Annotated in this window: 20 protein-coding genes; 14 read left to right on the forward strand and 6 right to left on the reverse strand. The window is 42.4% G+C overall.

Features of this window, described 5'->3' with window-relative positions:
• The first annotated feature begins 20 nt into the window (after nucleotides 1–20).
• The gene (locus tag BO225_RS09250) at nucleotides 21–1,208 is read left to right on the forward strand and encodes an ATP-binding protein (protein ID WP_076341947.1); all 1,188 of its coding nucleotides are present in this window, start codon (nucleotides 21–23) and stop codon (nucleotides 1,206–1,208) included.
• Between the two features lie 48 nt (nucleotides 1,209–1,256).
• Here the strand turns inward: BO225_RS09250 and ilvD are convergent, their stop codons facing one another.
• The 3 genes from ilvD to ilvB are packed head-to-tail and all read right to left on the reverse strand — an operon-like array spanning nucleotide 1,257 to nucleotide 5,125.
• Nucleotides 1,257–2,927, reverse strand: a complete 1,671-nt coding sequence (ilvD, locus tag BO225_RS09255) for a dihydroxy-acid dehydratase (protein ID WP_076341948.1) — start codon at nucleotides 2,925–2,927, stop codon at nucleotides 1,257–1,259.
• Nucleotides 2,928–2,944: 17 nt separating this feature from the next.
• Nucleotides 2,945–3,448: an acetolactate synthase small subunit gene (gene ilvN / locus BO225_RS09260; protein ID WP_076341949.1), complete on the reverse strand. Its 504-nt coding sequence runs from the start codon at nucleotides 3,446–3,448 to the stop codon at nucleotides 2,945–2,947.
• 12 nt (nucleotides 3,449–3,460) lie between these two features.
• A complete protein-coding gene (gene ilvB / locus BO225_RS09265; protein ID WP_076341950.1) occupies nucleotides 3,461–5,125 on the reverse strand; it encodes a biosynthetic-type acetolactate synthase large subunit in 1,665 nt (554 codons plus the stop codon).
• A 160-nt stretch (nucleotides 5,126–5,285) separates the two neighbouring features.
• Here ilvB and rdgB point away from each other — a divergent pair, with 160 nt between their 5' ends.
• The 6 genes from rdgB (at nucleotide 5,286) to yfmH (ending at nucleotide 11,015) form a co-directional block, all read left to right on the forward strand.
• Complete coding sequence (rdgB, locus tag BO225_RS09270) at nucleotides 5,286–5,864, forward strand: RdgB/HAM1 family non-canonical purine NTP pyrophosphatase (RefSeq protein WP_076341951.1); 579 nt, start codon at nucleotides 5,286–5,288, stop codon at nucleotides 5,862–5,864.
• Entirely contained in the window at nucleotides 5,861–6,382 is a 522-nt protein-coding gene (locus tag BO225_RS09275) for a tRNA (cytidine(34)-2'-O)-methyltransferase (RefSeq protein ID WP_076341952.1), read from the forward strand. The genes rdgB and BO225_RS09275 overlap by 4 nt, the downstream gene beginning before the upstream one ends.
• Nucleotides 6,360–6,905, forward strand: a complete 546-nt coding sequence (locus BO225_RS09280; RefSeq protein ID WP_076341953.1) for a hypothetical protein — start codon at nucleotides 6,360–6,362, stop codon at nucleotides 6,903–6,905. Before BO225_RS09275 ends, BO225_RS09280 begins: the two co-directional genes overlap by 23 nt.
• A 203-nt stretch (nucleotides 6,906–7,108) precedes the next feature.
• On the forward strand, nucleotides 7,109–8,458 hold the full coding sequence (locus BO225_RS09285; protein ID WP_076341954.1) for an NlpC/P60 family protein: 1,350 nt from the start codon (nucleotides 7,109–7,111) through the stop codon (nucleotides 8,456–8,458).
• A 123-nt stretch (nucleotides 8,459–8,581) separates the two neighbouring features.
• The gene (locus BO225_RS09290) at nucleotides 8,582–9,778 is read left to right on the forward strand and encodes a M16 family metallopeptidase (protein WP_076341955.1); all 1,197 of its coding nucleotides are present in this window, start codon (nucleotides 8,582–8,584) and stop codon (nucleotides 9,776–9,778) included.
• Nucleotides 9,771–11,015 (forward strand): EF-P 5-aminopentanol modification-associated protein YfmH, encoded by a 1,245-nt coding sequence (gene yfmH / locus BO225_RS09295; RefSeq protein WP_076341956.1) that lies wholly within the window; start codon nucleotides 9,771–9,773, stop codon nucleotides 11,013–11,015. The genes BO225_RS09290 and yfmH overlap by 8 nt, the downstream gene beginning before the upstream one ends.
• A gap of 41 nt (nucleotides 11,016–11,056) precedes the next feature.
• Here the strand turns inward: yfmH and rpsD are convergent, their stop codons facing one another.
• Nucleotides 11,057–11,665, reverse strand: coding sequence for a 30S ribosomal protein S4 (gene rpsD / locus BO225_RS09300; RefSeq protein ID WP_076341957.1), 609 nt, complete (start codon nucleotides 11,663–11,665; stop codon nucleotides 11,057–11,059).
• A gap of 262 nt (nucleotides 11,666–11,927) precedes the next feature.
• Between rpsD and BO225_RS09305 the strand changes: the two genes are divergently transcribed.
• From BO225_RS09305 to rlmD, 6 genes are all read left to right on the forward strand, one after another.
• The gene (locus tag BO225_RS09305; protein WP_076341958.1) at nucleotides 11,928–13,700 is read left to right on the forward strand and encodes a septation ring formation regulator EzrA; all 1,773 of its coding nucleotides are present in this window, start codon (nucleotides 11,928–11,930) and stop codon (nucleotides 13,698–13,700) included.
• A gap of 1 nt (nucleotide 13,701) precedes the next feature.
• The gene (locus tag BO225_RS09310) at nucleotides 13,702–14,829 is read left to right on the forward strand and encodes a cysteine desulfurase family protein (protein WP_076341959.1); all 1,128 of its coding nucleotides are present in this window, start codon (nucleotides 13,702–13,704) and stop codon (nucleotides 14,827–14,829) included.
• Complete coding sequence (gene thiI, locus BO225_RS09315) at nucleotides 14,813–16,012, forward strand: tRNA uracil 4-sulfurtransferase ThiI (protein WP_076341960.1); 1,200 nt, start codon at nucleotides 14,813–14,815, stop codon at nucleotides 16,010–16,012. The genes BO225_RS09310 and thiI overlap by 17 nt, the downstream gene beginning before the upstream one ends.
• A 70-nt stretch (nucleotides 16,013–16,082) precedes the next feature.
• The gene (locus BO225_RS09320; RefSeq protein WP_076341961.1) at nucleotides 16,083–16,268 is read left to right on the forward strand and encodes a hypothetical protein; all 186 of its coding nucleotides are present in this window, start codon (nucleotides 16,083–16,085) and stop codon (nucleotides 16,266–16,268) included.
• A 100-nt stretch (nucleotides 16,269–16,368) separates the two neighbouring features.
• Nucleotides 16,369–17,133 carry a methyltransferase domain-containing protein gene (locus BO225_RS09325; protein WP_076341962.1) on the forward strand — a complete coding sequence of 255 codons (765 nt, stop codon included), beginning with the start codon at nucleotides 16,369–16,371 and terminating at the stop codon, nucleotides 17,131–17,133.
• Between the two features lies 1 nt (nucleotide 17,134).
• Nucleotides 17,135–18,439, forward strand: a complete 1,305-nt coding sequence (rlmD, locus tag BO225_RS09330; RefSeq protein WP_076341963.1) for a 23S rRNA (uracil(1939)-C(5))-methyltransferase RlmD — start codon at nucleotides 17,135–17,137, stop codon at nucleotides 18,437–18,439.
• 83 nt (nucleotides 18,440–18,522) lie between these two features.
• On the opposite strand, the gene BO225_RS09335 is transcribed toward rlmD, so the two are convergent.
• Together BO225_RS09335 and BO225_RS09340 are read right to left on the reverse strand one after the other, a co-directional pair.
• A complete protein-coding gene (locus tag BO225_RS09335) occupies nucleotides 18,523–18,969 on the reverse strand; it encodes a threonine/serine exporter family protein (RefSeq protein WP_076341964.1) in 447 nt (148 codons plus the stop codon).
• Nucleotides 18,966–19,709, reverse strand: coding sequence for a threonine/serine exporter family protein (locus BO225_RS09340; RefSeq protein WP_158023827.1), 744 nt, complete (start codon nucleotides 19,707–19,709; stop codon nucleotides 18,966–18,968). Before BO225_RS09340 ends, BO225_RS09335 begins: the two co-directional genes overlap by 4 nt.
• A gap of 140 nt (nucleotides 19,710–19,849) precedes the next feature.
• Between BO225_RS09340 and BO225_RS09345 the strand changes: the two genes are divergently transcribed.
• Complete coding sequence (locus BO225_RS09345) at nucleotides 19,850–20,065, forward strand: hypothetical protein (protein WP_076341966.1); 216 nt, start codon at nucleotides 19,850–19,852, stop codon at nucleotides 20,063–20,065.
• Nucleotides 20,066–20,331 lie beyond the last annotated feature (266 nt).

The following is a 20,331-nucleotide window of genomic DNA, read 5'->3' on the forward strand; positions in this document are numbered from 1 at the left end:
AAAAAGAAAGAAGGCTGAAAATGAATTTGAAAAATTTTGAAAATAAACTTCATACCTTGGCGGTGTTTCATAGCTTTTATCAATCTCCTCTCTGGGTCAAGCTCTCGGCTTATTTTCAGAGTGAAACAGAAGAGGAATTGCTGCAAAGCTATACCGATCTTTGCGCTTATATTTATTCGCAAGGCGGTGATCTTTCAAAGATCGTGGAGCGTTTCGTGCTGGATGATGAAAACTATTATCAGCTTCTGCTCCACAAAGAGTCAGGTAAAGAAGGTTTAATCGAGCGCTCGATGATCCGCGAGCTTGAAATCTTGCAACAGCTTCATGACTTGAAAGGAGAAATGTTGTTTAAAGACCTCTCCTATCCTTATGAACTTCCTTCTTGGAGCAATCATGTAGCGGATCTTAAGCAGATGTATCAACAAAGACTTGAAAACTTGAATCGAGAAGGCTATGGGATCTTCGCTCGCTATCATATGTTTCAAGTGGATGAGAATGGGCTTGTTCCGATTCAATATCCGGATCCTCAATCGCTTGCGTCCATGACTGGATATGAGATCCAGCGCAACGCTCTGATTCAAAACACATTGGCTTTTTTAAAAGGGATGAAGGCGAATAACGCATTGTTGTATGGGGATGCGGGAACTGGGAAGAGCTCGACGATCAAGGCGATCGTCAACGCATATAAAGACGAAGGGCTTCGGTTGATCGAGGTACGCAAATCGCAAATTCAATGGCTTCCTTCTTTGATCGAGTCGCTGGCTGAAAATCCATTGAAATTCATTATCTTTATCGATGATCTGAGCTTTCAGACAGGGGATCCGGATTTTATTTTGATGAAGACGATTTTAGAAGGGGGAAGTGTCGCTTCGCTTTCAAATACGATTATTTACGCGACAAGCAATCGTCGCCATTTAATGAAAGAGAGTTTTGATGATCGTGCAGGAAGCGATATCCATCACAATGACACGATCCAAGAGTGCGCTTCTTTAGCTTCTCGTTTTGGGTTGACGATCACTTTTTCCAAACCGGCCAAGGATCTTTATTTTGAGATTGTGAAAGGGTATGCCAAAGAATATGATCTTCAGCTCTCGGATTCTGAATTGATGATCAAGGCGGAAGCTTTCGCCTTAAGAAACAATGGCCGATCTCCTCGGACCGCTAGACAATTTGTAGAACATCAAAAGATCGTAGAATCCATGGAATGATCTCGCAAAATAAAACAGCTCTCCTATTCGCTTAGAAGAGCTGCTTTCTTATTTTAAGATCGCGCCTTTGTCGGCTCCCTGCACCATTCTTTGGTAACGGGAAAGCCAGCCGGATTTAAACTTTGATTCAAATGGTTTTTGTTTCTTTCTTCTTTCTTCGAATGTTTTTTCATCCACGGCAGCATGGATCGAATAATTTGGAATATCGATCGTGATCATATCTCCTTCTTCAAGAAGACCGATCTCGCCTCCTGCCGCGGCTTCTGGAGCGACATGACCGATCGAAGCGCCTCTACTTGCGCCTGAAAACCGCCCATCCGTGATCAATGCGACGGTTTTATCAAGCTTCATACCCGCTAGTGCGCTCGTCGGGTTGAGCATTTCGCGCATGCCTGGGCCACCTTTAGGGCCTTCATAGCGGATGACCACGACATCTCCATCATGGATCCCGCCAGCATAGATCGTCTGGATCGCCTCCTCTTCGCTATCAAAGACTCGAGCAGGGCCAGTGTGTTTCATCATGCTTGGATCGACAGCGCTTCGTTTTACGACGCACCCGTTTTTTGCGATATTGCCAAATAAGATCGCGATCCCTCCTGTTTCCGAATATGGAAGATCGATCGGACGGATCGTATCGGGACGCTTATTGAACGCGTGTTCGATATTCTCCTGGACGCTTTTTCCGTTGACCGTCATCAAAGAGGTATCGATCAACCCTTTTTTATTGAGCTCATGGTAAACGGCTTGCAAGCCTCCTGCTCGGTCTAGATCGTGCATATGGGTTTTTCCTGCGGGCGCCAAATGGCAGAGATTGGGCACTCTTTCTGAGAACTCATTGAATGTATTCAAAGAAAGTGGGTGACCCGCTTCATTGGAAATCGCCAACAAATGAAGGACGGAGTTGCTTGAGCAGCCTAAAGCCATATCGCAAGTCAGAGCGTTTTTGATCGATTTTTCATTCACGATATCTTTGATCGTGATATTTTTTTCTACTAGATCCATGATAGCCATACCGGCTTTTTTTGCCAACTGAAGACGTCTAGCGTGAACGGCCGGGATCGTTCCGTTACCTGGTAAAGCGATTCCTAGCGCTTCGCAAAGACAATTCATCGAGTTCGCTGTATACATGCCAGAACAGCTTCCGCAACCCGGACAGGTGTTTTCTTCAAATTCTAAAAGCTTTTCGTCATCGATCAAGTTGGCTTTTCGAGCACCTACTGCTTCAAACATTTTAGATAGGGAAGTTTCTTCTTCATCGACCAACCCGGACATCATAGGACCTCCGCTTACGACAATTGTAGGAAGGTTTAAACGAAGCGCGCCCATCAACATGCCTGGGACGATCTTATCGCAGTTTGGCACGAGGACAAGACCATCAAAAGCGTGGGCTTGGGCCATTGTTTCTACAGAATCGGCAATGAGTTCCCGGCTTGGTAGCGAATATTTCATTCCTACATGGCCCATCGCGATCCCATCGCATACGCCGATCGCTGGCACCATGATCGGCGTTCCTCCAGCCATTCTGACACCCGCCTTTACCGCATCGACGATCTTGTCGAGGTGAAAATGGCCAGGAACGATGTCGCTGTGGGCGGAAACGATTCCGATCAAAGGTCGGTCCAGTTCTTCTTTTGTATAACCCATCGCGTAAAACAAGGAACGCATAGGGGCTTTTTCAACGCCTTCGGTTACGGCGCTGCTTTTTAGTTTTTTATTCATATCTCTTCCTCTTCTTCCTAATCGCTGTCTTCATCGATCGATGAAGAATCTCTTGAAATTCCAGTGACCCCAGTACGGCACACTTCGAGGACATCATAGCAGTTGATCATATCCAAAAAGCCGTCGATCTTTTCTGAGGCTCCAGTCAATTCGACGATCATATTGTGTTTCGAGAGGGAAATGATCTTTCCGCGAAAGATATCCACAATTTCTTTGACTGCACTGCGGTTCGATTTATCGCATGCGATCTTGACCAAAAGCAATTCCCGAAATAAAGAGGTGTCTTTGTCCAATGTGAAAATATCTTTAACGACTTCCAATTTTCTAGTTTGAGTCAATATTTGATGGAGCGATTGCTTTCCGCCATTGAATACGACCGTGATCCTAGAGATCCGTGGATCATTTGTTGTCGATACGGTCAAGGACTCGATGTTGAAGCCTCTACGTCCAAACAAAGAGGCTACGCGAGTCAAGACGTTCGAGCTGTTATCTACAAAAATACTGATGACTTCTTTACTCATATTGGTCCTTTCTTATTTGATGATCATATCGTCGATCGTTCCTCCATTTGGAATCATCGGCAATACGCGTTCTTCTTTGGCGATGTTGCATGCGATCCAGACAGGCCCTTTTTCCTTGAGCGCCTGCTGGAAGGCGTCTTTGAATTCTTCTAGCGTATTAACTTCAAAGCCTTTCGCTCCAAATCCTTTGGCAAGCTGGACATAATCGGTCTTTCTGCCAGGGATCGTCTGGGAGTAGTGCTTGTTGTAGAAGACGGTCTGCCATTGATAGACCATACCGAGCACTTTATTATCGAAAATGATCGTGATGATCGGAAGCTCGTTGCTCACAGCGGTACACGCTTCATTCAAGTTCATATGGAAGCTTCCATCCCCTGTAAAATGGATCACGCGCTTTTCTGGATTGCCTGCTTGGGCGCCGATCGCTGCCCCATAGCCATAGCCCATCGTGCCAAGGCCGCCGCTCGTTAGAAAATTCTCCGCTTTTTCGTGTTTTAAATATTGAGCGGCCCACATTTGGTGCTGTCCAACATCTGTCACGTAAATCGTTTCTTTGTCTGTAAGATCGCACGTGGCCTCGATGATGTCTCTAGGACGGATCGTCGCCTCTTGAACGGGAACATCGATGAATTTTTTGTATTGCTTAAGATGCTCGATCCAATCGCTGTGATCTTGCTGGTCGAGTTTTTCAAGGATCGCTTTCAGGAAATCTTTGATATCGGCGACAACATCAAAGTTGATCACGACATTTTTATTGATTTCCGATTCATCGATATCGACATGAACGATTGCCGCCCGTTTGGCGAACTGGTTCGGATTGAGCGCGACACGATCCGAAAAGCGTGTTCCTAGGGCGAAAACGAGGTCTGCTTGATCGATCGCTTGATTGGCCAGCATGCTTCCATGCATGCCGATCAAACCAAGATTTTTTGGATCTTCAAAATTCAGCACGCCAGCTCCCATGAGGGTATACGTAGCTGGGGCGTCTAATCGTTTTAGAAACTCGTTCAGTTCTTCTTTCGCTTGTGAGGATGCGACTCCTCCGCCAAAGTAGACGACTGGCTTTTTCGAGAGCTTGATCGCTTCTAAGATCGCATCGATCTTGGTTGGATCGATGCTTGGGTTTGGTTTGAGCGCGACCGGTTCTTGTTTCGTATATTCGTATGTGTTGTTCAAGGCTGTCACATCTTTTGTGATATCGATCAGAACGGGTCCTTTTCTTCCTTCGTTGGCGATCCGGAACGCTTGACGGATCGCATCGGCTAAATTTTCGATCTTGTTTACGAAGAAGTTATGTTTAGTGATCGGCAAGGTCACTCCGGTGATGCTCACTTCTTGAAAGGCGTCTCGACCGATCGCATCATCGGTCACATTGCATGTGATCGCGACCATCGGCACGCTGTCTAAAAAGGCTGTCGCTAAGCCGGTCACAAGGTTTGTGGCTCCTGGACCGCTTGTTGCGAATACGACACCTGTTTTTCCTGTCGAACGAGAATATCCATCGGCTGCATGGCTCGCTCCTTGTTCATGAGCGGTCAAAATGTGATGGATCTGATCAGAATAATCGTATAGGGAATCATAGACGTTCAAAGCGGCTCCGCCAGGATAACCGAATACGGTATCGACGCCTTGCTCTTTGAGGACTTCCATGATGATTTGAGAACCATTTAATTTCATACTTCACTTCGAGTAGTGATCTACTCTTTTCTCCCTTCTATCAGCGTTTATAAAAAAAATTATAACCTATTCTTGAAAATGAAACAACGAGGATTTTCATAACGTTTTCATGTTTTCAAAACAAACAAGCGTATAATATAAAGAATGATGAGGAGGATTTATGAAAAAAACCATATGGATTGCGACAAGCAACGCTCATAAAATCGAAGAATTTGCGGAAATGCTTGGGGATGAAGTCACGATCAAGAGTTTTAAAGATTTGGAGGAGCCTGTGGATGTGGTTGAAAACGGTACGAGTTTTCAAGAGAATGCCCGCATCAAAGCAAGAGCTCTATATAATATAGTGCATGAACCGGTTTTTGCGGATGATTCTGGTTTGGAAGTTGATGCGATGGATAAAGCTCCAGGAATTTATTCGGCTCGGTTTCTAGGAGAAGATACGGACTACACGATCAAAAACCAATACATCCTTGATCAAGTCGAAGGGAAGGATCGAACGGCTCGTTATGTGTGCGCGATCGCTTTTATTGATCAAAATGGCGAGGAAAGCGTTTATGAAGCCACGATCGAAGGCAAGATCGCTCCTTCTCCTATCGGGACAAATGGTTTTGGATATGATCCGATCTTTTACTATCCGCCTTTTGGAACGACGCTAGCCAATGTTAGCGAAGAAAAGAAAAATCAAGTTTCCCATCGAGGAAAGGCGTTGCGTGAATTTTTGAAGGAGGGAAAGTTATGATCCATGTTGTATTGTATGAACCGGAGATTCCCGGCAATACGGGAAATATCATCCGGACATGCATGGCTACCGGATCGAGGCTGCATTTGATCGAACCTTTAGGGTTTTCGATGTCGGAAAAGCACTTGAGAAGAAGCGGGATGGACTATATCAAAGAGGCGGACATCCATATCCATCCGGATTGGGCTGCCTTTTTGAAAGCCAATCCGGACGCTTCGATGTATTTTATGACCCGCTATGGGAAGAAGGCGCCTAGCGAGTTTGATTTTCGTAAAGAGGAAGGGGATATTTATCTTGTTCTAGGCAAGGAGAGTACGGGGATCGATAAATCGATCTTAAAAGGGCATTTGGATCGGTGCATGCGGCTTCCGATGGTCCCGAACGCTCGTTCTTTGAATTTATCGAATTCGGCGGCGATCGTCGTGTATGAAGTGCTCCGTCAGCTGGATTATCCTTTTCTTTCGAAAAGCGAGCAATTAAAAGGAGAAGACTTTCTTGAAACTTTTGATCAAGATTGATTCATTGTTCGATTCGCGTATAAAGCGATTGAATTGGCTGCAGATTTGCGTCCTTCTCTATTGGGGATGGCAGTTTTTATGGCTTTCCTTGATGATGGCGGACCTTTTTCAAGTCCAGGAGAGCGATTCTTTGTTTTTGTTTTTGGATAGGATGAAGCGCTATGATCCTTCCGTTTTTGTTCGGATCGCTTTTCGGATCCTTAATTATCGCTCTGTCTTTTCAGCATTGAATCTAGCGGATTGGATCTTCTTGTCGTTGAGCGTTTTTCTTGTTTTCGTCTATCATACGAAGACAGTTTGGATCTTAGCAGGAATGGGAAGTATTGTAATCGCTTTCATTTCTGGGTGTCTGCTTTATGGTCTGAATATTGCAAATATGAGTGCTTTATTTCATTTATTAAAAATTATGGCGGTCATAGCGCTAGTTTTAAGTGTTGTTTTTATTATAATCGATTTGTATTTGGTGATTGAGAGGCTTTTGAAAATGGGTGAAAGCGTTGACATATCGGAAAAATGTTCATGATTCGTAAACAAAAAACCAATTTCTACAATTTTATAAAAATTCACATATTTAACCACATTTATATAATATTTCCTTTATATAAAGTGTTTTGATTTTTGGATCCTTACTAATTCGTAAGAATTTCTTAAGATTTACTAAGGTTAATTTTGCGCATTTTCAAAATTCATGTTAACCTATCGGTGTTGTAGCGAAGAGGTATAAGAATGAATTTTATCGAAAAACACAGTAAATTATTGGCAGTTGCCTTATGCTTATGTGCTTCAGGTCCAGTTCTTTCTACCGTACATGCATACGAGACTCAGCCAGGATGGCATGGGGAAGATGCAGATCGTTATTATGTGTTGGAGTCCAATCGTCAAAGAGCGACGGGTCTAACTGAAATTGATGGCGATGTCTATTACTTCAATGGACAAGGTGAAATGCAGTTTGGATGGCAAAATGTTTCCGATAAAACGTATTATTTCGGAAAAAACGGCTCTGCAGAAACTGGAGAAACGACGATTCAAGGAACTACATATAATTTCCGTCAGGAAGGTGCATTGAATCAAGGTTGGTCAGAAAATGGTAAAAACTACTACAATGACCAAGGCTTCCTTGTAACAAATCAATGGATCGATCATGATGGAGTAAAGTATTACTTTGATGAAAACGGCAATCTAGTGACAGGTTGGGTCGAACTCGAAGGCAATCGATACTATTTCGATGAGAACGGTGCTATGGTTACAGGCGCATTCGAAGTCGATGGTCAAACATACACAACTGGAGATGACGGAGTCTTCCGTACTGGTTGGGTCGATGTGAATGGTATCAAACAATATTATGATGAAAATGGTAACCAAATCAAAAACACTTTCCAAGATATCGAAGGTCAAAAATACGCGTTCGATGAAAATGGAAATATGTTGACAAACACTGAAAAAGATGGATTTACGATCGACGTGAATGGTGTGGCGACGGAAACTCCTGTCGTTGATGAGGCGCCAGTTCCTGCAGAACCAGAAACTACAACACCTGCAGAAACGCCAGTGCAACCAGAAGAAAGCGCACCAGAAGTATCGCAGCCAGAACAGCCAGTAGAAACTCCTGTTCAACCGGAAGAAACGACTCCAGAAGTTTCACAACCAGTAGAAACTCCTGTTCAGCCTGAAGTAAGTACTCCAGAAGTTTCACAACCAGTAGAAACGCCGGTTCAACCGGAAGTGAGCACTCCAGAAGTATCGCAGCCAGTTCAACCAGAACCATCTGGAAGCAAAGCGGCGGGGATTATCAGCGCGGCTCTTGCTCAAGTGGGTATGACTCAAGACTGCACGATGCTTGCGACAAACGCTCTTGCGGCTGTTGGAATCAATTTCCATGGCTGGCCTGCTGATTATGCGGCTCTTGGAAGCTGGACAAGCAATCCAATTCCTGGCGATTTGATCATCTACTCTGGACATATCGCGGTTTATGCCGGTAACGGACAAGCTGTTCATGGCGGTTGGTATGGTAGCCAAACTGTTCTTACTACAGTTGAATGTGATAAGGCGTTGATTGGTTACATCCGCGTAGCTTAAATCTGTTTATAAAGCTCTTCTTAGAAGGGCTTTTTTTGTGACAATAGCGACGTTGAAAAAAACAGATTCATGATATAATTAATATTGCAGATTTAGCTTCAAAAAACGATAAAGGAGAAGAAGATGGAAAAAATTTGTACAGATAAATTTAGTGATATCAGTATTCTTGTCCGATCGCTATTCGATCTAGATCCGAATACAATCACTGCCTATAATGTCTTAGTTTATATGCTAAAGTCCAAAACAGAACACTTTGATTCGAAGCAAAAACTTGCGCTCGCGTTGAATCATGCGTATGGAATGCGGATTTCTTATTCTTTGACTGGTTATGGAAAACAAGTCGCTCTTGATGTCCGTTTCCAGTGCATCCGAAGCGATTATATTTCTTCGGATTCGTATATCGATGAAATCATCAATGTGATGGAAGATATTTTGTTTCGGCCTTTGCTTGATGAAAATAGCTTTGAGGAAGCAAAGTATATGCTGAAAAGCCGTTTGGAAAGGCTAGAAGAAGATCCAGATTCTTTAGCACTTTCTAGAGCGCTAAAGTTAGCGGATGGAGATCACGATATTTCGATTCCGATCCATGGCGATCTTGCGTCTTTGAGCGCCTTGCGCTATCAAGATGTTCTTGATTTATATCAAATTTATAAAAATACAGGAAAAATCATTTTCTATTGTGGACACTCTGAGCCAAGGATCTTTAATTTGCTTGAGAAGATCCCTCAAGCTAAGAAGATCGAAAACAAGATGGAATGCATTCAAAGGAAGAGCACATCGTATCTCGTTTTGAAAAAAGAGTGCGCGCAGACTTCGCTCGTTCTAATTTACGCGACCTCGATTTCTTTTCAGTCTCCGCTTTATTATCCACTGCTGGCGTTGAATTCGATCTTAGGACAGGGTCCTGTTTCTTTGCTTTTTGAAGAAGTGCGTGAAAAGCATAGCTTATGTTATTCGATCAGCTCTTCTTTGATCCGTTTTGATGGGGCGTTGATGATCAGCGTCGGAACAAGAAAGGATGCTCTTGATCAAGTGCTTCTTTTGATCCATGAGCAAATTGAACGTATCGTTCATATGGATTATCCGGATTCGCTGCTTGAGATCGCGAAAAAAGATTTGAAAGATCTCTTTCTTCGCCAAAAAGATCGTCCGAATTCGATGCTTGAACAACATTTTCTCGATATGCTTCTAAGAAGGGAAGAAAGTGAAGAACAAAGAAACAAAGCGATCGATTCGATCTCGAAATTTTTGATCGCCCAAGCGGCGCGTCAGCTGTTTTTATTGTCGAGTGTAGTTGTCGAGGAGGGGGAAGATGTTTAATTTAGCCTTTCAAACAAAAAAGCTGAAAAATGGAGCGTTGGTGATCTTGATTCAAAAGCCAGACTACGTCCAGTCTTTATTCATGTGCGGATTTGGAGTGGGTGGTTTCAATATCAAAGAGCGTTCTGAAAATATGGTCTATGAAAACAAAGGCGGATGCGCTCATTATTTGGAACATCAAATGTTTCGATACCAAGGAGAAGATGTGACAGATCTGTTTGCTAAAATGCAAGCGCAGACCAACGCGTTTACTTCCTATTCTGAAACGGCATACTATTTTTATACGACTTCAGAAATCGAAAAACCGCTCCAGCTCTTGCTCGATTTTGTGCAAAATCTAGATATCAATGCCGAAAGCGTTGAAAAGGAAAGAGGAATCATTGCAAGCGAATTCGCGATGTATGAACAAAATCCGGAAATGCGCTTGATCAAAGAATTGCTTGTTTCAATGTATAAAAACCATCCGCTCAAGGTCGATATCTTAGGTTCGCTAGACGATATCGAATCGATACAGCTCGAGGATCTCGCTTCGTTTTATCGTCGAAATTACGATCCTAAAAATATGGTGATCGTAGGGGTTACCGGAAAAAATTTAGACGAGGTCTTGAAAGAAATCGAGCGGATCGAAGAAAAATATCCTTCCAAGATCGGTGAAAGAGCTGTGTGTATCTTTCCGGACGAACCAAAAGAAGTCGCTCGTTCGAAGTATTCTCTTGAGATGGATGTCGTGCAGCCCTATGTAGGGATCGCTTTTAAATTAGAGCCTAAGGAAAACATCATTGATTGTTTGCTTTATGATCTAGCCTTTTCGATTTGGTTGGATGCGATCTTTGGCCCAAGCAATCCTAAGTATCAGACATGGATCGATGAAAAGATCATTACCCAGATCTGTGGTGCCGAAGTCGATTTTTCGCAAGATCATGCGTATTTGATGTTTTATGCTCAAACAGAAAAGATCGAAGAGTTCAAGAAGCTAGTCGATTCGCTCGTACAAAACAGAGAGAAGATCGATCCGATCGTTTTCGAGAGCTTGAAGCATCAAAGCCAAGCGCGAAATATCCGGTTGTTGGATCGATTTGAAGGCTTGGCTGTCGAAGTGCTTAGAGCGCATATAAATCGATATGATTTTTTAGAGTCGCTTCAACTCATTGATTCGCTTGATACTGATAAGGTTTTTGAGATCTTGTCTTCTGTTGATTTTTCTCAAAAAGCAGAAGTGATGATCTCACCTTCATGAATAAAAAAAAGAGCCTCTGGCCTTCAGAAGCTCTTTTTTTATTACCGGTTGTAGAACTCAACGACGAGAAGTTCGTTGATCGGTTCAGCTGTGAATAGCTCGCTACGTTCAGGGTAACGAAGATATTTACCAACTTTTTTGTCTTTGTCGATCTCTACGTAATCAACAGTTGCGGCAGAAGCCTCAAGTGCTTCCACGATGCTCTTTTGATTTTTAGCACGTTCACGCACTTCGATCACTTGTCCTGGCTTTACTTGATAGCTAGGAATATCGACTTTCTTGCCATCGACCAAGATTTGACCATGGTTGACAAGCTGACGTGCACCGCGGCGAGTGTTGGCCAAACCAAGTCTGTAAACGAGGTTATCCAAACGAGATTCAAGCATGATCAAGAAATTTTCACCCGTTGCGCCTGCCTTACGGCTTGCTTTTTGGTACGTATTGTAGAATTGTTTTTCTGTCAATTGGTACGTATTGCGGATTCTTTGTTTTTCTTGAAGCTGAATTCCATAGTTTGTAAGTTTTGGACGACGTGTTTTACCGTGTTGACCTGGAGCGTAGTTACGACGCGCTAATTCTTGACCTGTTCCTAAGATCGAGAATCCTAGACGACGAGACTTTTTCCAAGTGCTGCCTGTGTTTCTAGACATGTTTTTTCCTCCTATTGTTTTTGCATAAACAACAAGATACAAATCTTTAAAAGGGGTGTTGTCAATGATACTTTCTACTATCAGCTTTTAGCTTACTCATATCGCTTTGAAGCCGACAACGCCTGACTTCTAACTTTGTATGCTGCCATCAATCATGCTTATCTACTATATCAGATTCATTTCTCAATAACAACCACCAATTCTCTTGTTTCATAAAGAAGGCAAGTGTTATAATATCCACAGTATGCAAGGAGGTACTACAATGGATTCTGTCATGAATTTCTTTCGATCCGTTTATCGATATATTCGTGCGCACCTCTCAACGGAATTGATGATCTATATCGTGATCGCGATCTTGCTTCTTGTCTTGATCTGGATCGTGTCTCGGATCATGAAGCGAAGAAAGGCTTTCAAGCGTTTATCGGCTTTAGAGATCGAAGTCAATGAAATTCGAAACAATGCACTCGCATACAAATACAATAAGGCGAACGCCTTTGCCAAAGTAAACGATGACATTATGGAGCGGATAAAAAATTTAGCTCCAAAATACGAGATCTGTCAAAAGAGCATCGCTTCTTGCGATGAGCTGTTCAATGACGCGGACGATTTTATCGCTGCGCATCGGATCAAAAAAGCGACAAGAGCGATGGATGAGCTAGAAACGATGTTGGACGATACGAAAGAGCGGATCCGCATCGTCAATCAATCTCTGGATCATATTTTAGCGCGCGAGACAGAAGTGCGTGAAAAATCGAATTCTTTAAAAGAAAGATTCAGAAATGTCAAAAAAGTTTACCAAGACAATCGGGCTTCGTTCTATCAAGCCAGCGCTTATGTAGATTCTGAGATCACGGATATCGAAAACGAATTCTCGAATTTCGAAGAATGGATGTTCGCATCAGAATTCAACAAAGCCAAAGAAGAAGTGGATAAGATCGCCAAGCGTGTAGATCTTGTATCTTCGCAAATCGCAATCTATCCAGGACTCTATGAAAAGGCAAAAAATATTCTTCCTCGCGCTTTGGAAGAAGTAAATGGCAATGTCGATCTATTAAAAGAAAACGAAATCGATATCCGCTATTTGCAACCGGAAGAAAAGGCTCAAAAGATCGCGGATGAATTGATGCAGGCCACTACTTGCTTGGATGTTGGAAATATCCAAAAAGGAGAAACGATGCTCAATGCGATTGGTGACGAGATCTTGGAATTCCAGGATGCGGTCATGAAGGAGAAGAAGGCGTATGATGAGATCCATGGCGATCTTCAAAATACATTCGCGAAAGTGGATGAAGAAGAGGAAGCGCTTGAGGAAATCATGTCGCTTTATGCCAACATTAAAGATCGATTCGGTCTCGAGGATTGGACGCATCGTTTCTCGTTAGCCAAAGCGCAGCTCAGTGATCTGCAAGATCGCCGCAAGATCGTAGAAGACGCTTTATCCAAAGATGCGACTCCAAGTGTCGAAGTCGTTCAAGTCTATAGAGGTTTTGCAGAGGATGTTGAAGCGTTCCATCTTCAAGTGAATGATATGAAGCGAATGCTCGTAGGAGCAAGTTCTGACGAGTCAAGAGCGAAAAAGCAGCTCGTCAAGCTGCAGCTGATCTTGAATGAAGTTCGTTTGAATACGATTTCTAGAAATCTTCCAAGCATTTCTGAACAATTTTCTGAAGATCTTAAAGAAGGAGAGCGTCTGATCCAAAGAGTGCGGGTCGTTCTTGATCATTCTCCTTTGGATGTGCAAACGCTCAACGCGGATCTGCAGGACGCGATCGATTTTGTTTATAAGCTCTACAACAACGCCAACAATTTAGTGGGGGTAGCGATCATGGTCGAAAACGCGATCGTGTTCGGAAATCGTTTCCGTTCCACATATCCAAGCATGGATTCTGAATTGACGCGCGCTGAAGTATGCTTCCAAAACGGAGAATACACACATGCCTTAAAGATCGCTATACAGGCAATCGAAAATATGCACCCTGGCATATACGAAAAATTGATTGCCAAAAAAGATCCGGCGGTCATGAATCAAGCTTAAAATGATCTATTTTGATCATGCCTCGACGACCTCCCCTCATCCGGAGGTCGTTCGAGTATATACGAAACTCTTAAATGCTTCCTTTGCGAATGCAGATTCTTTGCATGCACCAGGGCGGAAAGTGAAGCAGCAAATGGAACGTTCGCGAGAAAAGATCGCTCAAATGCTTCATGTAAAAAATGATGAGATCTTTTTCACGAGTTGTGCTAGCGAGTCGAACTCGCTAGCGATCGTCGGTTTTGCGCTTGCCAACCAAAATCGAGGAAAGCATATTTTGACTTCGAATGTCGAGCATTCGAGCACGAAGCACGCTTTTGATTTTTTAGAATCGGTCGGTTTCGAGATCGAACGTCTCCCAATTCATGAGGACGGAACGATCTGGCCAGAAGACATTCAAACGCATCTAAAAGAGAATACGATCTTAGTGTCGATCATGCATGTAAACAATGAGATCGGTTCGATCAATGATATTGAACGCTTTGCTTCGATCGTGCATGAACATCCTTTTTGCCAAATTCATAGCGACTGTGTTCAAAGTTTTGGGAAGGTCGATGTACCGTTTGAGAAGCTGGATATGGCAACGATTTCAGCGCATAAGATCCATGGACTCAAAGGTTCAGCGCTTCTTGTAAAAAAAGAAAATGTTCGCTTGAAACCAATCGTTTTTGGCGGACAGCAGGAACAAGGTTTACGGGGCGGGACAGAAAACGCGCCAGCGAATATCGCCTTAGCGAAGACGATCCGTTTAGCGCTTGAAGAACAAGAAGAAGCCTACTATACGGCGAAAGAGATCAATTCGTTTCTTCGGAAAGAAGTAGAGTTTCTTGGCGGTCATATTCTTTCTCCTGCCAACGCTTTGCCTTATATTTTAAATATTTCTTTTGACGCGATCACAAGCGAAGTGCTTCAAAACGCTCTCGATCAAAAGGGAATTTGTGTTTCTGGCAAGAGCACATGCGATTCTAAATCAAAAGCGGAGAGCGAAGTTGTTTTGGCGCTCGGTAAATCGCATAAAGAAGCAAAGCACGCGATCCGTCTGTCGTTTGGCAAAGACAACACGATGCAAGAAGCAAAAGAATTTATACAAGCAATAGAGGAGATCTTGAAGAATTATGGCTTATCAATATGATCATATCTTAATTCGATATGGTGAATTATCATTAAAAGGAAAGAATAGAAACAGCTTTATCAAGCAGCTTTTGAGCAATGTCAAAAAAGCGCTGAAAGGATTCGAGGGACTTGAATATGAAAAGAGCCACGATCGTATGTATATTTATTTGCATGGAGAAAATGCAGACGAAGTTTGCGAGATCTTAAAAAAAGTATTTGGGATCTCTTCTTTTTCCTTGGCGATCAAAACGAAACCGGATATGGATGCAATCATTCAAGCTTGTAAAGAATCTTTAGATCTTTCGCATCCAAAAACATTTAAGGTAGCGGCTCGAAGAAACGATAAAACGTTTCCAATCATTTCCGATCAGATCAATCGACTTGTAGCAACAGAAATCTTAAAGAATAGCGATTGGAAGGTGGATGTGAAGCATCCCGATACGAAAATCGTCGTCGAAGTCCATGCGGATGCCGCATATATCATGACAGATCGAATCCCTGGAGCGGGAGGATATCCAGTGGGGGTTGGTGGCAAAGCGATCGTTCTATTGAGTGGAGGGATCGATTCGCCAGTCGCTTCTTATTTAATGATGAAGCGTGGTGTCCATATCGAGTGCATTCATTTCGCAGCTCCTCCTTATACTTCTCAAAACGCGCAAGACAAGGTCATGGAATTGGCTCGTTTGATTTCTTGTTATCAAGGGGATATTCTTGTTCATGTTATTCCTTTTACAGATCTTCAATTAGCGATCTACCAAAATGCGGATGAAAGTTATGCGATCACTTTGATGCGGCGGATGATGATGCGCGTCGCGACGAAAATGGCAGAGAAAAGACACGCGCAAGCGATTGCCACAGGGGAGTCGATTGGCCAAGTTGCTTCTCAGACTCTTGAATCCATGGAAGCGATCAATGCGGTTACGAACAAGCCAATCATTCGTCCGGTCGTTTGTATGGATAAGGTGGAGATCATCGATCTTTCGAAGAAGATCCATACATATGATACTTCAATTCTTCCATACGAGGATTGTTGCACGATCTTTACTCCAAAGAATCCAATAACGAAGCCTAAGATCGAACGTTGTCTTCGTTATGAAGCACGCTTTGATTATGAAAAACTTGTAGATCGTTGTGTAGAAGACGCAGTATCGATATGGGTCCATCCGACGACGGATCAAAGCGAAGAAGAAGATTTATTCTAGTGACAAATATTGAAAATTGTGGTTTTTGTGAATTTACATTCTCTTGTATAATTAAACAGGGGGGTTGAATATGGCAAATCCGCAAACACAAGCAACTGAGAGATATCGGGCTAAAAAAGGGATCATTACCAAATCGATCAAGATCCCTAAAGAAATGAATGAATCATTCATTCGCGCCTGTCGAAAAGCTCGAGTTAGCCAAGCTAAAGTATTTCGGGATTTTATAACCAATTTTATCAATGAACAAGCTGAATAAGCTGAATAGTAAGACGGTCCAATTTGTGATCGTCTTTTTTTGGCTTAACTTTTAGAGGCATTTAGTTGTTTTGATATCTTTTTTCTTCGATAATAGAGATATGCGATGTACGATTTGTAAAGAAAAACTACTTAAAAATGGAAATACCTTTCAGTGTAAAAATGGACATAGCTTCGATCAAGCGAAGCAAGGGTATGTGAATTTAAGCCGCAAACAAAGTAAATCAGGAGATAATCGAGCGATGGTGGAGGCGAGAACTCGTTTTTTGGAAAAGGATTATTATGATTTTATGCGGCAGTTTGTAAAGGAGACGATTCAAAAGTATCATCCCCATACTCTAGTCGATATTGGCTGTGGACAAGGATATTATACAAAAACATTTATAGCGGATGAAAAATATGGAATCGATTTATCGAAAGAGGCGATTACCTATGCGTCAAGAAATGATAAAAATACTTTGTATATTGTCGATAGTATTTATGATTTGCCTTTTGAAGATCATTCGATCGACATGGTCGTGAGTATTTTTACGCCTCTGCCGCTTGAAGAGATCCATCGAGTTCTAAAAAAGGACGGGCATTTATTGCTTGTCTCTCCTGGAATCGAACATCTTTATGAATTGAAGGATGTGTTATATGAGAAAGTCCGTCTTAATGATCCTTTGTCTGATCATTTGGAGGGTTTTGCGCTTGTGGAGAAAAACGAGATCCATCGCTTTGAGGATGTATCGGATCCGTGGTCTCTTTTTGAAATGACACCGTACCGGTATCGTTCGCCTAAAAGCGGGATGGATCGACTACAGCAACTAGACCATTTACGTGTTCGTTTTTCGTTTTATGTTTCCGTTTGGAAAAAGGAGGGTTAAGATGCTTTTGAAAATCAAACGATCCGGCATCAATGGAGAAGGGATCGGGTATAAAAAAGGAAAGCCAATTTTTGTGATGGGAGCCTTTCCCGAAGAACTCATCGAATATGAGATGATGGAAGAAAATGAAAAATACGGGATCGGTCAACTTGAAAAAGTAATCGAACCTTCGCCGAGAAGACGGCATCCGATTTGTAAAAATCACGAACAGTGTGGTGGCTGTTCACTGATCGCTTACGATTACAAAGGACAAGTGCGGATGAAAGAAATGCTGCTCAAAGAAGCTTTAAAAAAGTATGCTCACTATTCTGGGAAGATCTTGCCAATGATCAAGAATCCGAATGTTCTTGGGTATCGCAATGCGTTGAAACTTCCTTTATCCATGGTGGATGGAAAGATCGAGGCGGGCATGTTCGCTCGCAATTCGAATGAGTTTGTCAAACTTGAACGTTGTATCGTTCACTCCAAACTTTTAGAAAAGGTTCGACAGGAAGTGATCAATGCGCTTCAGCAAAATGAGATCCAGGCTTACAACAAATCGAAAATCAACGGGTTTAAAATGCTGGTGATGAAAGAATTTAAAGAAAAGGTTCAAGTCATTTTTATCACAAGTCCAATGGAGATTCCTCAAAAGCTGATCGATGAGATCATGTCGATCGAGGGTGTTGTTTCTTTGTATCAAAATATTAAGACGGATGATGAAAAGGATCATGATTTGTTCGGCACTAAGATGATCCACTTGAGCGGTCTTGAGAAAATGGAAGTTGAAATCAATGGCCTGAAACTTCTATTATTGCCTCGTTCCTTTTTTCAGTTAAATACTGCGCAAGCTTCGAATCTTTATGAAGTCGTTAAGAGCTGGACACCTCATAGTGATTGGATCGTGGAAGCTTATGCGGGCATTGGGGCGATGTCGTTGTTGGTCAGCGAAAAGGCAAAAGAGGTCATTGGAATCGAGTCGATCCAAGATGCGGTAAATAACGCGCAAGAAAACGCAAAGATCAATGGAATCAAAAATGCGCATTTTATCTGTGGTGATGCGGGAGTTGAATTAAACAAGCTCGATCAGCAGGATAGGGTCGATACATTGATCGTGGATCCACCAAGAAGCGGCTTGGATCCGACAATGCGTCAAGCGATCAAGGATTCAAATATCAAAACGATCCTCTATGTTTCATGCAATCCAAGCACATTAGGTAAAGATCTGTTCGCCTTATCAGAATATGCGATCGAGAAAGTGCAGCCGATCGACATGTTTTCTCAAACTCCGCATGTTGAGACAGTTGTCTTTTTAAAAAGAAAGTAAGAAAACTTTCTGTTAGGTGCGATTAAAAAGACTCTTCGTATTTAGAACGATAGAGCCTTTTCTTTTAGAATAAAGTGTGGAGATCATAAAAATGGATCTTCTTCTGGACGATGGATCATTTTTGAAAGAAAACGGAGAGTTGTTTGGGTCAATAAGATCGCTAATGCGATCAATCCGCATACACACATGATTTCGGATAATCGATCCATTGCAGCAAGGCGATCTCCGTGTACAAATTCTCCCATCATATAAAATGTGAGCTTCCCCGGGACAAATGGAACAAGTACAGCTGGTAGATACACAGCGACTGGCTTTTTTTCAATGCGGGCAAAGATCTCTGAGAGAATGCTGTAGATAAGTCCGCTCACAAAAGCGCGGGTATATAAACCTTCAAAAAAGCCCATACCCAAAGCGGCCATAAAGCCAATAAATCCAGCGACAACGATATCTTTTCCGCGTCCATTAAATCGAATCGAACACATTGCGCAGGCGATTCCTGCACCTAGGGCTTTTAATACTAATATGATCATAATACGAGTGCTCCTAACGCAAGACCAGTTCCGGTCGCGATCGCAGCCGCAATCAAACAAGCTTCAGCAGTACGGTTTAATCCGGCTTGGTATTTTCCTGCTAGCGTGTCACGGATCGCGTTGAAAATGACCATTCCTGGAACCATGAGTGGCATATTCGAAACGACTGTCGTTTCGATGCTTAATTGGATATGAACAAGATGTTCTAATAAAATCGGGCACACCGTCACAAAAAAGCTGGCAGCGATGATCAATAAGATCCGGTTTCCTTGATTGGTCAAGATCCATCCAGCGCCTAGCCCTATCAAAAAGATAAATGGAAGATCGATTGGATCACCAAAAAAGAGACCAAAGCCAGCTGAGCAGAATCCTGAAGCGAGAATACGGATCCATCTTGGATGGGTCGTTTCTTGTTCGATCGAGTCGAGCGCAGATTCCATTTGTTCCATGTTCATTGCTTCACAATGATTGACGAAATCGTGAATGCGGGCGATGCGGACAAGATCGTTACTGACCTTTGTGATCTCGCAAGCGCGAGTTACGATCTGATCTTTCGTTTTGAAGGAGAAGATCATGGTGGTGGGAGTCAAAACGCATTCGGGTTTTGAAGTCCCTTTTCGCGATAAGCAAACTCTTTTCATGGATTCTTGCGTGCTGATGATATCGCCTCCACTCATCAATAACAGCTTTCCACAACGCATAACGATTTTAGCGAGCTGATTTGTTTCGTAAGGTTCCAAATGGATCATCCTTTCTATAGTAATTTATATTGTGTTATGAATATCAATACGTTCTTGTTCTTATTATAGCGATTGATTGAACGATCCGAGTAGTTTCATGCACGTTTTTTGATTAATGTTAAGTAAAAGGAGGAGAGAAGATGAGCAAGTATGCGCCATTGTGGGAATATGTTCATAAGCAAGGAAAAGGTTCGTTGCTTTTGTCCTTTGATTCGATCGATGAAATTCTTGGCTTTGAGATCGATCATTCATTTCTTCGATTTAAAAAGGAATTAGAAGGTTTTGGATATAAAGTAGGAAAGATTTCCATGAAAAACAAGACCGTGAGTTTTAGCAAGCTGAAAGGAGATGAGTAAAGATCAATCTGTCCTTTAAAAATATTGAAAAATAACCAAAATAACGGTTGACAGATAGTTAAAAAAGAAGTATGATAAGCAAGCGTTGAGAAAGACGCAGGACATACGAACTTCATAGATCCATCCACAAGAAAAAAATCAAATTTCTTCTTGACGGAAAGGGATCAGGAGGAGTAGTATAAACAAGCTGTTGAGGTTTCTCCTCAATCTGTCCTCTAAAAATATTCAAAAAATATTGAAAAAAGTGTTGACAGAACAGTTCATTC

The organism is Dubosiella newyorkensis (assembly GCF_001945605.1).
Classification (GTDB): Bacteria; Bacillota_I; Bacilli_A; order Erysipelotrichales; family Erysipelotrichaceae; genus Dubosiella; species Dubosiella newyorkensis.

Excerpts from the sequence above, each read along its gene's own strand:
- BO225_RS09325 (WP_076341962.1), top strand. The coding sequence starts at position 16,369 with ATGCGATGTACGATTTGTAAAGAAAAACTACTTAAAAATGGAAATACC.
- ilvD (WP_076341948.1), bottom strand. The coding sequence starts at position 2,927 with ATGAATAAAAAACTAAAAAGCAGCGCCGTAACCGAAGGCGTTGAAAAA.
- rdgB (WP_076341951.1), top strand. The coding sequence starts at position 5,286 with ATGAAAAAAACCATATGGATTGCGACAAGCAACGCTCATAAAATCGAA.
- BO225_RS09275 (WP_076341952.1), top strand. The coding sequence starts at position 5,861 with ATGATCCATGTTGTATTGTATGAACCGGAGATTCCCGGCAATACGGGA.
- yfmH (WP_076341956.1), top strand. The coding sequence starts at position 9,771 with ATGTTTAATTTAGCCTTTCAAACAAAAAAGCTGAAAAATGGAGCGTTG.
- BO225_RS09320 (WP_076341961.1), top strand. The coding sequence starts at position 16,083 with ATGGCAAATCCGCAAACACAAGCAACTGAGAGATATCGGGCTAAAAAA.
- thiI (WP_076341960.1), top strand. The coding sequence starts at position 14,813 with ATGGCTTATCAATATGATCATATCTTAATTCGATATGGTGAATTATCA.
- BO225_RS09305 (WP_076341958.1), top strand. The coding sequence starts at position 11,928 with ATGGATTCTGTCATGAATTTCTTTCGATCCGTTTATCGATATATTCGT.
- rpsD (WP_076341957.1), bottom strand. The coding sequence starts at position 11,665 with ATGTCTAGAAACACAGGCAGCACTTGGAAAAAGTCTCGTCGTCTAGGA.
- ilvB (WP_076341950.1), bottom strand. The coding sequence starts at position 5,125 with ATGAAATTAAATGGTTCTCAAATCATCATGGAAGTCCTCAAAGAGCAA.
- BO225_RS09285 (WP_076341954.1), top strand. The coding sequence starts at position 7,109 with ATGAATTTTATCGAAAAACACAGTAAATTATTGGCAGTTGCCTTATGC.
- ilvN (WP_076341949.1), bottom strand. The coding sequence starts at position 3,448 with ATGAGTAAAGAAGTCATCAGTATTTTTGTAGATAACAGCTCGAACGTC.
- BO225_RS09250 (WP_076341947.1), top strand. The coding sequence starts at position 21 with ATGAATTTGAAAAATTTTGAAAATAAACTTCATACCTTGGCGGTGTTT.
- BO225_RS09290 (WP_076341955.1), top strand. The coding sequence starts at position 8,582 with ATGGAAAAAATTTGTACAGATAAATTTAGTGATATCAGTATTCTTGTC.
- BO225_RS09345 (WP_076341966.1), top strand. The coding sequence starts at position 19,850 with ATGAGCAAGTATGCGCCATTGTGGGAATATGTTCATAAGCAAGGAAAA.
- BO225_RS09310 (WP_076341959.1), top strand. The coding sequence starts at position 13,702 with ATGATCTATTTTGATCATGCCTCGACGACCTCCCCTCATCCGGAGGTC.
- rlmD (WP_076341963.1), top strand. The coding sequence starts at position 17,135 with ATGCTTTTGAAAATCAAACGATCCGGCATCAATGGAGAAGGGATCGGG.
- BO225_RS09335 (WP_076341964.1), bottom strand. The coding sequence starts at position 18,969 with ATGATCATATTAGTATTAAAAGCCCTAGGTGCAGGAATCGCCTGCGCA.